The sequence below is a fragment of the Mesobacillus sp. genome (assembly GCF_049588175.1).
In the GTDB taxonomy this organism is placed as follows: domain Bacteria; phylum Bacillota; class Bacilli; order Bacillales; family Cytobacillaceae; genus Mesobacillus.
Genome location: NZ_JBAVFI010000528.1, coordinates 1 through 11,041, shown reverse-complemented (window position 1 = coordinate 11,041; position 11,041 = coordinate 1). Strand labels below are relative to the sequence as shown.

The window sequence follows — 11,041 nt, the reverse complement described above, 5'->3', positions numbered from 1 at the left end:
ACGCATTTCTAATAGGAGATGATCAAGATGGCAAAACGGATATCTGTTGGCTCTATGCTTAGTCTGTTTGGAGCTGCAGGACTAATATTTGCCTCTATCAAATTCCCTTGGTGGGGAATGAAGTTTTTTGCACCGCAATACCGTGAGGGTCTTGATATCATTGTCTATCCAAGCAAACTCGAAGGTAACATTGATATCGTAAATGGCTTGAACCATTACATTGGGATGTCTCCCTTCAGCAATGAAAGCTTTCCTGAACTACAATATTTGCCTGGTCTGATCATGGGGCTGGCTGCAATCATCATTATCGTTGCCCTATTAAGAAGGAAAGCCCTTTTATACGTTCCAGTTGGGCTGTTAGTCATCGGCGGCGTCCTTGGCATTTATGACATGAAGCGCTGGCTGACAAAATTCGGCACTGAGCTTGACCCGAAGGCACCGATCGAGCTTGACCCGTTTGTACCACCGATTATTGGAGAAAACATCCTTGCCAACTTTGTCACGCACAGTTATTTCACGACAGGCTCATTTCTGTTGGGAGCAGCATTCATTTTGACACTTCTGCCCTTTTGGCTGGAGCGAAAACAATGAACAAACTACTAATCTTATTTGTTGGGATAGGCGTCTGGATTTTATCCACCCTGCCTGTCTCTGCAGATGTATCCCTGCAGAAGCTAATTGATGAAACTCCAAAAAACGGTGAGCTAAAACTTGATGCACAGAAATATGAAGGCAATATTGTCATTACTAAGCCAATCACGCTGATCGGAAAAAAGGGAACGGTCATCCGTGGAGATGGAAAAGGAAATGTCATTCTTGTCAAAGCCTCCAATGTTACCTTAAAGAATTTCAAGATTGAAAACAGCAGCCTAAGCAGGAACTCCGGTGAAGAATATTCCGGAATTCGTTCGATGGGAGATCATAACCAGTTTATTAAACTAGTTATTCACGATGTTTACCATGGTCTCTTTCTTAATAGTTCAAAGTACAACCTCGTTAACGATGTAAAAGTAACCGGCCAGGGAACGGGCAAGCTTGGCAGCCAGGGTAACGGAATCCAGCTGATCCGTACCTACAATAGCATCATCGAAAACTGTGAATTAACCAAAACACGCGATGGCATTTATGTTGAATACGCGGATAAAAACGAAATACGCACCAATCAAGTTAGTGAAACACGGTACGGCTTGCACTATATGTACTCAAACGATAACACCTTTTACAAGAATCACTTTAATAAAAATACGGGTGGTGCGGCAATCATGCACTCCCACGGAATCGTTTTGAAGGAGAATCAATTTTCTTTTAACCAGGGCTCACGTTCATTCGGGCTGATCATCCAAACGAGCAGCAGCAACACTGTATTGGATAATGAGTTTTACCTGAACCAACGCGGCATCTATCTCGAACAATCCACGCAAAACAGGATTGAAGGAAATAAATTTTTCCACAATGAGATTGGAGTAGAATTATGGACTACTTCAACATCACAGGTGTTCACAAAGAACCATTTCAAGCAAAACGTGGCCAATGTCCTGACGATTGGCGGAGAATCATATAACCAATGGAATCAAAACGGGATTGGGAACTACTGGGGAACAGAGCTTTCTGTTCTTGATTTGGACCAGAACAAAATTGGCGACTCTCCTGTTGAATATAGATCATCTCTGTACAAATTAATCGAAGAAAATGAACTTGCTTACCTATTTTTGAAAAGTCCCGCCATTAAAATTTATGAAAAAATCAATGAAGTCCTGAGCACCCAGAAAGTGATGGTCGTGGATGAATTCCCATTAATCAAAGAGAATCAGCCATCACGCGTTTCGCTGCTCTATCCTGCAGTCATTCCTGTAATCCTGATTCTGGGCTGGTTTTTTATCAAGAAGAGAAGGAGTCGTTTATCATGAATTACATTTGGAAGGAATGGCTTGAACAGTCACGCGGGAAGGGTCTCTGGCTTGGCCTTGCCATGGTCATACTATCGTCCATGTTTCTTTTAATGGAAGCTCGTTCTTATCCAGATGAACTCGGATTCGATGCCTTTCTTCTCTCGCTCTATGATATGAATATTTTCCTTGTACCTATCTTTGCGCTCTTCATTTCCTCCTTTTCGATTTTTCAGGAAAAAGAGCTTAAGACATCAATGATCCTGTTGACGAAAAAGGAATCGAACCGCAGCCTGATGCTAAAAAAAAGCATCGCCATCCAAACAGTCGTCATCGGCACATTTGTTGCCTGGTACTTCGTGTTAGCCATCATGATGAAGTGGTTCCTGCAATTCCAGCTTTCCAGCTTTCTTTATTTTGTGGCAACCGTTGTTGTCCTGCTGCTGATTTTTAATCAGCTTGGACTGTTTTTAGGAAATATCACAAACACGAAAATGCAGCTGATCGGAGCAACCATCTTCACCTGGTTCCTGGTCGTCTTCCTGATTGACCTGGCATTCATCCAATATGTTCCGTCTGTATCCTATGAAAATGTCAAACTGTTTTCATGGCTCTATTTCCTGGATCCATTGCACACCTTGCGCTTTTACCTGGAAACATCACTCGGCTTATTCTCGCTGAACAATATGTCGAGATTGATGGAAAAAATGATCTGGATGGCACCATGGAAGTTTCTCTTGATTGACCTGGGCTTCTGGCTGATCTTATTTTTCGAGCTCTCCATCCTGTTCCGCAGCAAGGGGGATAAATCATGATCGAAATCAAAGGACTAACTCAGTCTTATAAAAATAAACAAGTCTTAAAGGATATCAATCTTACCATCGAAAAAAATGAATACTGTGCCCTGGTTGGCCGTAATGGCGCGGGTAAATCGACGCTGATCCGTTCAATCCTTGGCCTGCAGGCTGTTAAAAACGGAGAAATTACTCTAGGAGGCTATTCGAATAAAAAGGGAGACTGGAAGAAAATCGTTTCCTACCTTCCAGAAAAGTTCCACCTCTATCCACACCTTACCGGGGAGGAAAATATGCGTTTCTTCGCGTCCCTGGGTTCAAATGATATCGATGAAAAAAAAATCGAGGAAAAATTGAAGCTTGTCTCGCTTTGGGACGATCGCAATAACCAGGTAAAGGGTTACTCAAAAGGAATGCTGCAGCGCCTTGGCCTTTGCGTCATGCTGTACTATGACACAGATGTCCTGATCCTTGATGAACCGACGAGCGGACTCGACCCGCTTGGACGTGAGGAGATTTTACAAATTCTGAAATCCCTTACCGGCAAAACGATCTTCATGGCCTCGCACCACATGGACGAAATCAAGCAGATCTGCACGCATGTAGCCTTTTTAGAGGACGGGCAGATGACAAAGTACACGGTGGATGAATTTATGAATGAACATTTAAAAGGAGCGGATTCAAAATGAAAAAATTAATGTTTGGCTTTATGTTGCTCATATTGATTTTATCCGGCTGCAGCTCAGGTTCAGATTATGAATTCAGCTTAAAACAAGCACCTAAACAGAAAGCTGGCGAAAGCTATCCGGTGGTCATTGAAATCTTAAAGGATGGCAACCCAGCTGAAGGCCTTGAATTCACCGCTTACCTCGAGATGGCAAAAATGGACCATGGGACGATTGAATTAACGTTTGAAGATAAAGGCAATGGCGTATACGAATCCAGCGTTGAACTGCCGATGGCAGGAGAATGGCTCGCTACTATCGAGGGTGAAGCAGATGGCAGTACATTCGAACACGTGATTACATTTGAAGTGGAAAAGGACTGATGCTCAAATGAAAATCAAGATTTTATTTATCCTGACCATGCTTCTGATTGCCCTTTTGCTTAGCGGCTGCCAGCAGGACGAAAAGGATCCTGCCAAGGGAAGCACTACTTCTGCAGAAAACGAAGCCATTGATCAGACTCCAGCCGATGAAAATGGTTTTACAGCAGACGATAAAGTCGTCACCATCGACGGAAAGGTGCTTTCCTATGAGGATCTGCAATTTTACCAGCTGATGAACAAGGTCGAGATTGAATTAAACCGCCAGCAGGACGAACAGAAGCTCCAGGGCGATGAGCTTGAGGATAAGCTGGCCTATTGGGATGAACAGCTTAAATATCATGATAACTTTAATGTTAATCTATCGAAAATGATTGAACAGCACGCCATGTACCTGCTGACTAAGGAAAAGGGGCTAAAGGTAGAGGGAAATGCTATTACTGACGCGATCAAGGAGTTTTCCGCCAAAATCGAGCAATATGAGCCTGCCGCAAAGCTTGTCGCGGACTTTCCAGAGGATGCCTATCAAAATCGGCTGAACAGCTTCTTCACTGAAAAACTGCTCACCCAGAAAATTTATGAAACCTTGAAGTCAGATGTGGTAAAAGAAAAGCCGAATGCTTCCGAAAAAGAAATTGCCTATGACACATCGAAGAAATATGAGGAACTATATCAGTCCCAAATATCCAGTTTGGATATCAAAATCAATGCAGCCGATAAGGAATAGTTCCGTTTTTGAAACTTAAACCGTACTGCAGAGAGTTTTTCCTTTTGGTAAAAAGAAGCCAAGGTCCTGAAGTATTTTCCATAAAACACAAAAAACCACAACCCCCGCGGGCTGTGGTTTTTCATTTCGTCAATAATGCCAGCTTACCATTCGTGGCTTTCAAAAGCTCTGCTGGAGGAAGCTCGACCTGAAATCCGATTTTACCAGCGCTGACGATTATCGTTTCCAATTCCTCGGCGGTGGCATCCAAGATGGTTGGATAGTTCTTCTTCATGCCAATCGGGGAACAGCCGCCACGAATATAACCAGTGAACTTTTGGATGTCCTTAACCGGCAGCATCTCCACATTCTTTTCGCCCGCTTCCCTGGCCGCCTTCTTCAGGTCCAGTTCCGCCTCAACAGGAATGATGAAGACATAAAGATTCTTGCTTGCCCCCACTGCGACAAGTGTTTTGTATACCTGAGCGGGATCCTTGCCAATCTTCCCGGCAACGGCGACACCGTCTATTTTTCCGTCATTCGCATCATAGGTGAGAATCTCATACTGCACCTTTTGCGTATCAAGGATTCTCATCGCATTCGTTTTAACCTTAGCCATCCCTCTTCCTCCTAAACTGAAGGTACTTAGGATAATTTTACCTTATATGATCAGAGATGTTCAATCCTGCCCCACCGTGCCACTCTCAAGGCTTTCTTCGTGATGGTATGCCGTTACTGGCTTTCTTCCGACTGAAATATACATTATGCCCGCTTTTTCAGCAGCCTTAAGGTCATAGCAATTCCGGCCGTCAAAAAGGACCGGCTCCCTCATATACAAATCGAAGCGCTGCACATCGTACTCCATGATTTGCGGCCATTCTGTCATGATAAAAGCAACATCCGCTCCCTTGATGGCGGCATCCACATTACCTGAGTAATAAAGCCTGCTGCCGTAAATCTCTTCTACTTTTTTCAGTGCGGCTGGATCATAGACCGATACGTCTGCACCTTCCTCCAACAGCTGGGCGATCAACTCCATTGCCGGGGCTTCCCGTATATCATCCGTATGCGGTTTGAATGCGGTACCCAGCACTGCGGCACGCTTCCCCTTCAAGGACCCCATTATCTCTTTTGCCTTCACAAACAGCTGCTGCTTTTGCCTGCTGTTCACCTCGATGACAGACCTCAATATTTTAAAATCATACCGATAGTACTGTGTCAGCTTTTCCAGCGCCTTTGTATCCTTTGGGAAACACGAGCCGCCGTAGCCAATTCCCGCTTTTAAAAACTGGCTGCCGATCCGCTGGTCCATGCCCATCCCCTTCGCGACATCCTCGATATTGGCGCCAGTGTGTTCACACAGATTGGCAACTTCATTGATAAAACTAATTTTTGTCGCCAGAAAGGCATTTGAAGCATATTTGATAAGCTCCGCACTGCGGACATCCGTCTGCAGAACAGGCAAACCAAAAGGTTCATAAATCCTTGCAACCTTGCCGCCCGCCTCACAGTCCTCCGCACCGATGACGATGCGGTCTGCATGGAAAGTATCCAGGATTCCGGATCCCTCACGCAGGAACTCCGGATTCGAAACAACATCTACCTTCAAGCCTTGCGGGACCTGTTTTTTTAATAACCTGGCAATTCTTTGATTTGTCCCTACAGGAACTGTACTTTTGATGACAATAATCGCCTCTTGAACTAAATTGGCACCAATGTCCGCTATTGCTGCTTCCAAATATTCGAGATTCGCCGACCCATCTTCATTTTCCGGTGTTCCTACAGCGACAAAGATATAATCAGCGTTCGTATAAGCTGTTTGAACATCAGCGGTAAAATGGAGCCTTCCCGCTTTGAGATTTTTTTGAAGCATAGCCTCGAGCCCCGGCTCATAAATCGTGCACTGCCCTCCAGAAAGAGTCCTGATTTTCTTTTCATCTATATCAAAACACGTTACCTTATAGCCTACTTCAGCAAAACAAACACCCGTAACAAGGCCAACATACCCTGTTCCGACGACTGTGATTTCCATATTGGCCCTCCTTTGCTCTAATGTACTTATTTTATCATGGCAGACAGCATTTCCCCTTTATTCCGCCCTTTTTGGTAAAAACTTGTCTACCTCTTATACGTGCAGGGTAATAGAAAAATGATTTCCGTACATGTTTTTCGTAAAAAAGGAAAAATTAGTTATTATGAAGATTTTTAAGGAGGATTGTTCATGAACGATTACAATTCCAAATTACCGCGTTTTCCTGAACCTTTTTGGCGTAAAACTGCAGAGCTTCCCTCTTTCCCAAAACTGCAGGAGGATTTAACGGTTGATGTAGCAGTAGTGGGCGGCGGCATTACCGGCTTGACCTCGGCCTATCTGCTGGCAAAGGCAGGAGTCAAGGTGGCGGTGATTGAAGCCGGCACGATTTTAAATGGGACAACCGGCCATACGACCGCAAAGGTCACACCACAGCATGGTCTCATTTATGACGAACTGATCAGCCATTTTGGCGAGGAAAAAGCACGCCTGTACTATCAGGCTAATTATGACGCGATGCAATTTGTCAAAAACCTCGTCAAGGACGAACAGATTGATTGCGACTTAACCGAAGAGGATGCATATGTCTACACGAATTCTGAAAAAGAAATGGAGAAACTGCTCAAGGAATTTAAGGCTTATGAAAAGCTGGGCGTTATTGGTGGCGAGTATGTTTCCGAGATCCCAATCCCGGTAGAAGCCAAAGCGGCTGTTGTCATGCGCAATCAGGCACAGTTCCACCCTTTGAAGTTTTTAAAGCATCTGGTTGAACAATTTACTGAACTGGGCGGGCAAATCTTTGAAAATACAACAGCAGCCGATATGGAAGAAGGCGATGAGCCAGTTGTAACGACCAGAGACAACCATAGGGTCAATTGCAATCAACTGATCATCAGCTCGCACTTTCCTTTTTACGATTTAAAAGGATTTTACTTTTCGCGCATGCAAGTGAATCGCTCCTATGTACTTGCGGTCAAGACTGAAAAAGAGTTTCCTGGTGGCATGTACATTAACGCAGAAACTCCTACTAGGTCGCTTCGCTTCACAGATTGGAATGGCGAAAAGCTAGTCCTGTTTGGCGGCGACAGCCATATCACCGGTCAGGAAGATAACACCCATCAGTATTATGAAGCACTTGAAGCGTTCGCTTCACAAACTTTTGGGATAAAGGAAATCCCGTTCCGCTGGTCTGCACAGGACCCAACAACGCTTGATAAAATTCCATTCGTCGGAAAATACTCATCAAGCACGGACAATATTTTTGTCGCAACAGGCTACCGCAAATGGGGCATGACGAATGGAATCAATGCAGCTCTTCTGATGACAGACCTTGTTTTGAAAAGGGACAATCCTTACAAGGATTTATTTGAACCGCAAAGATTCCATGCCAGCCCAGACATTGCGACCTTCGTTACCGATAATGCCACAGTCGCGAAGGAATTGATTAAAGGAAAATTCGACCGTCCATCGACCAATCCAGAAAGCCTTGGCAATGAAGAAGGCGCTGCAGTTACAGTAAACGGAAAACGCGCCGGAGCCTATCGAGACGAAAACGGACAACTGCACGTCGTCGACACCACCTGCACGCACATGGGCTGCGAATTGAAGTGGAATAACGGCGAACGCACATGGGACTGCCCATGCCACGGCTCACGCTTCTCCTATAAAGGAGATGTTATCGAAGGGCCAGCAGAGCTGCCATTGGAGAAAGTGGATTTAGAATAAGAGAAGCCGCCATTCAGGTTTGAGTGGCGGCTTTTTCGCTTGATCGCTTACATAAAGTTTCATTCTATTAAATGATATGCTTCTTGATAAAGTGATACGCCTTACTGGTTAACACAAACGCCGCCTTACGCTTACTAGTAAAATAGCGCATATTACTAGTAATAAATTGCACACTACTAGTAATAAACCTCAAATTACCAGTAATAAAACGCACATTACTAGTAATAAACCGTCTTTACTAGTAGATCAGAGCCCCTTACTTTTAAACAAACCGCTTTTACCAGTTAATTAAAGCACATCATGTATCCTAACTTAGAAAAATAACCCTGCTAAGCAGGAAAATAAGTATTCACATTCGTTTTTAACGAAAAACGTTAATTTTTTTCCGCTAAAAGCGTCTTATGGATCCAGATGCTTGCCTGCATCCCATCGCCCATCGCAATTGTGACCTGTTCAGAATGCGCGACGACGTCTCCTGCCGCCCAGACATGCTCCACATTCGTCATTTTGGTCCGCGGGTCGACAAGGATATGCTTGTTTTCATGAAGTTCCACGCCAAGCTGCTGTGCGAGCTGCGACTTCACTTCATTTCCTCCGAAGGCAATAAAGCCGCGCTCAGATGTTAGCTGATCTCCGTTTGCAAGGATGACTCCCCTGAAATCTGGTCCATCTGCCAAAACCTTCTCGATTGGCCCATCGACATACTCGATTCCCTTTTCCTCCATAGCGGTCTTCTTTTCCTCATCGACTTCTGTTCGTTCATGGTTCACATACGTAATTTTATTGGAAAAATAGCTTAAAGTAAGCGCCATATTCGCTCCGACATTTCCCGCTCCCATCACGATCGTGGTTTTGTCCTTCACTTCATAACCGTCACAATCCGGGCAGACGTAAACACTGATACCAAGAGTCTGCATCAAATTCGGGAAGGGAGGGACCCGATCCATAATCCCTGTTGCTAGCAGCAGCCTTTTCGCTTTGTGGGTTTCACCGCTATCAGACTCTATTTCAAATCCAGATGCCGTTTTCCTGGCATTTGCTGCCTTGCCTTTAACGAACTCGACACCGAGTCTTTCAGCTTGCTGACGGCCAATCTCCCTCAATTTCGGCCCGCTGATTCCATCAGGATAACCGAGAATATTGTGGTAGCTATGGCAAATGGCTGATCGCCCATCTCCCGAATCGAGCACCATCGTTTTATGATTATATCGGCCGAGCTGGATTGCAGCTTGAAGGCCCGCAATCCCACCTCCGATAATGAGGCAATCATACATTTCATTACACCATCCTCTAAAAAGAATCATAGTAGCATATTTCCCTTTTCGAGGAGGGGTAATCCGGTATTTGCGAAACTCCGTTGTTTTTGAAGTCCAACATGGCAATCATTGATGTAGTATTTGACTGTGATTCCTGTGTCATTTACATTAATTTCTACGAAAAGTGGATTTATTTCTACGGTTATCTTATTTCTACGGTTACCCGGTTAATTTCTACAGTATTATAGATAATCACTGCAAAATTGCCCCATAATCCCTATAATTTCCATTTCATTGGAAAATCCACACCCTCTAATTTTCTCGAACGCACTCAATATATTACCTTAGCACTATGAATTCAGTTATAATAAAAGTGAGGTGGATATTTATGACAAATACAATGGTGAAAAAACCAAAAGTCCTGCTTTTTGTATTTTTAGCCTCATTGATTCTGCTATCAAACTACACGCTTTATCGAACCTCTATGTTCGGCCCGGTTCCAGATGGAGCTGTCTTAGGTTCATTGCTTGATTTACTGATCATATTCCCTCTTCTGACCTACTTCATGATTATCCGCAAACGGTATTCGCTTAAATATCTAGGTATTGTGATTTTCGCTGGTTTTGCTGCTGCTTACTTTATAGTCCCTCAGCAGCATTTAGCGGAGTACTCCATCCTTCCCTACTTGCTGATGGTTTCTGAAGGTGCATTCCTGCTGCTTGAGCTTTATATCGCCTACACCGTGATTGCCAGACTGCCAAAGCTTTTAAAAGAGTACAAAAGTTTAAGCAAGCAAAACTCATTTTTCCTCTTTAATGTGAAAAATGCGGTTGAAAAACATTTACCAGGAAACAAGACAGCACTGATTTTCACCACAGAGTTTTCCTTATTCCATTACGCGCTGTTCTCCTGGAAAAAGAAAATCCACATTAATGGCGGCCAGGCTTTTACCTATCATAAAAAAACAAGCGTAAATGCTGTAAATATTATGCTGATCCACGCAATTGCCATTGAGTCGATCGGGCTGCACTACTACCTGCATAGTTGGAACGCCGTCGTTTCATATTTACTGCTGTTCCTGAATTTGTATGGAATCTTATTTTTCATCGCCGAAATCCAGGCAATTCGTCTGACTCCTTATCTGCTTACTGACAATCATCTACTGCTGCAAACAGGTTTTTCAAAGAGCATGCACCTTCCGTTAAGTCAGATAAAAGAATTTAAATACTATGTGGGACCAGAGAAATTCAGCCGTAAGGAAATGGCTGAACTGTACGATGCGAGAGTCGCTGATTTTATTGTGGAGAAGCCGGCATTTGAAATCCTTCTTCATGAACCCCAAGAACTGCATTTGATATACGGTTTGAAACGGAAAGTGACGCGGATCGTCTTGAATGTCGACGAATCGGCAGCCTTTTACTCGCAGGTAAAAAAAGCATTAGAAAGCGATGACTCCATCTAGAATCATCTCAAGCAAAAAACCCGGCCTATCCAGACCGGGTTTCGTTGTTTTTATGCGTTATATACTTCTACAATCTTCTCAAATGATAGCTCAGCGGTGCTGTCATATACAAGGTCAGCGTTCTCGAAGCTTTCC

General features: G+C 44.0%; 11 protein-coding genes. 8 read left to right on the top strand and 3 right to left on the bottom strand.

Features of this window, described 5'->3' with window-relative positions; all coding sequences use genetic code 11:
- Positions 1-27: 27 nt before the first annotated feature.
- From WB217_RS12940 to WB217_RS12915, 6 genes are read left to right on the top strand one after another with little or no spacing between them, the layout of a single operon-like run.
- Positions 28-591, top strand: coding sequence for a hypothetical protein (locus WB217_RS12940; RefSeq protein ID WP_423993629.1), 564 nt, complete (start codon positions 28-30; stop codon positions 589-591).
- Positions 588-1,907, top strand: a complete 1,320-nt coding sequence (gene nosD, locus WB217_RS12935) for a nitrous oxide reductase family maturation protein NosD (RefSeq protein WP_423993628.1) — start codon at positions 588-590, stop codon at positions 1,905-1,907. Before WB217_RS12940 ends, nosD begins: the two co-directional genes overlap by 4 nt.
- Positions 1,904-2,701, top strand: coding sequence for an ABC transporter permease (locus WB217_RS12930; RefSeq protein ID WP_423993627.1), 798 nt, complete (start codon positions 1,904-1,906; stop codon positions 2,699-2,701). The genes nosD and WB217_RS12930 overlap by 4 nt, the downstream gene beginning before the upstream one ends.
- Complete coding sequence (locus WB217_RS12925; RefSeq protein WP_423993626.1) at positions 2,698-3,369, top strand: ABC transporter ATP-binding protein; 672 nt, start codon at positions 2,698-2,700, stop codon at positions 3,367-3,369. Before WB217_RS12930 ends, WB217_RS12925 begins: the two co-directional genes overlap by 4 nt.
- Positions 3,366-3,728 (top strand): FixH family protein, encoded by a 363-nt coding sequence (locus WB217_RS12920; protein ID WP_423993625.1) that lies wholly within the window; start codon positions 3,366-3,368, stop codon positions 3,726-3,728. Before WB217_RS12925 ends, WB217_RS12920 begins: the two co-directional genes overlap by 4 nt.
- Positions 3,729-3,735: 7 nt before the next feature.
- On the top strand, positions 3,736-4,452 hold the full coding sequence (locus WB217_RS12915) for a hypothetical protein (protein WP_423993624.1): 717 nt from the start codon (positions 3,736-3,738) through the stop codon (positions 4,450-4,452).
- A 121-nt stretch (positions 4,453-4,573) separates the two neighbouring features.
- On the opposite strand, the gene ybaK is transcribed toward WB217_RS12915, so the two are convergent.
- Together ybaK and WB217_RS12905 are read right to left on the bottom strand one after the other, a co-directional pair.
- Entirely contained in the window at positions 4,574-5,050 is a 477-nt protein-coding gene (gene ybaK, locus WB217_RS12910) for a Cys-tRNA(Pro) deacylase (protein ID WP_423993623.1), read from the bottom strand.
- A 60-nt stretch (positions 5,051-5,110) separates the two neighbouring features.
- Positions 5,111-6,463: a UDP-glucose dehydrogenase family protein gene (locus WB217_RS12905; protein ID WP_423993622.1), complete on the bottom strand. Its 1,353-nt coding sequence runs from the start codon at positions 6,461-6,463 to the stop codon at positions 5,111-5,113.
- A gap of 189 nt (positions 6,464-6,652) precedes the next feature.
- Between WB217_RS12905 and WB217_RS12900 the strand changes: the two genes are divergently transcribed.
- Positions 6,653-8,188, top strand: coding sequence for an FAD-dependent oxidoreductase (locus WB217_RS12900; protein WP_423993621.1), 1,536 nt, complete (start codon positions 6,653-6,655; stop codon positions 8,186-8,188).
- Between the two features lie 374 nt (positions 8,189-8,562).
- On the opposite strand, the gene WB217_RS12895 is transcribed toward WB217_RS12900, so the two are convergent.
- Positions 8,563-9,462, bottom strand: coding sequence for an NAD(P)/FAD-dependent oxidoreductase (locus WB217_RS12895; protein ID WP_423993620.1), 900 nt, complete (start codon positions 9,460-9,462; stop codon positions 8,563-8,565).
- A 370-nt stretch (positions 9,463-9,832) separates the two neighbouring features.
- Here WB217_RS12895 and WB217_RS12890 point away from each other — a divergent pair, with 370 nt between their 5' ends.
- Positions 9,833-10,906, top strand: coding sequence for a hypothetical protein (locus WB217_RS12890; RefSeq protein ID WP_423993619.1), 1,074 nt, complete (start codon positions 9,833-9,835; stop codon positions 10,904-10,906).
- The last annotated feature ends 135 nt before the right edge of the window (positions 10,907-11,041 follow it).

Excerpts from the sequence above, each read along its gene's own strand:
- WB217_RS12940 (WP_423993629.1), top strand. The coding sequence starts at position 28 with ATGGCAAAACGGATATCTGTTGGCTCTATGCTTAGTCTGTTTGGAGCT.
- nosD (WP_423993628.1), top strand. The coding sequence starts at position 588 with ATGAACAAACTACTAATCTTATTTGTTGGGATAGGCGTCTGGATTTTA.
- WB217_RS12930 (WP_423993627.1), top strand. The coding sequence starts at position 1,904 with ATGAATTACATTTGGAAGGAATGGCTTGAACAGTCACGCGGGAAGGGT.
- WB217_RS12925 (WP_423993626.1), top strand. The coding sequence starts at position 2,698 with ATGATCGAAATCAAAGGACTAACTCAGTCTTATAAAAATAAACAAGTC.
- WB217_RS12920 (WP_423993625.1), top strand. The coding sequence starts at position 3,366 with ATGAAAAAATTAATGTTTGGCTTTATGTTGCTCATATTGATTTTATCC.
- WB217_RS12915 (WP_423993624.1), top strand. The coding sequence starts at position 3,736 with ATGAAAATCAAGATTTTATTTATCCTGACCATGCTTCTGATTGCCCTT.
- ybaK (WP_423993623.1), bottom strand. The coding sequence starts at position 5,050 with ATGGCTAAGGTTAAAACGAATGCGATGAGAATCCTTGATACGCAAAAG.
- WB217_RS12905 (WP_423993622.1), bottom strand. The coding sequence starts at position 6,463 with ATGGAAATCACAGTCGTCGGAACAGGGTATGTTGGCCTTGTTACGGGT.
- WB217_RS12900 (WP_423993621.1), top strand. The coding sequence starts at position 6,653 with ATGAACGATTACAATTCCAAATTACCGCGTTTTCCTGAACCTTTTTGG.
- WB217_RS12895 (WP_423993620.1), bottom strand. The coding sequence starts at position 9,462 with ATGTATGATTGCCTCATTATCGGAGGTGGGATTGCGGGCCTTCAAGCT.
- WB217_RS12890 (WP_423993619.1), top strand. The coding sequence starts at position 9,833 with ATGACAAATACAATGGTGAAAAAACCAAAAGTCCTGCTTTTTGTATTT.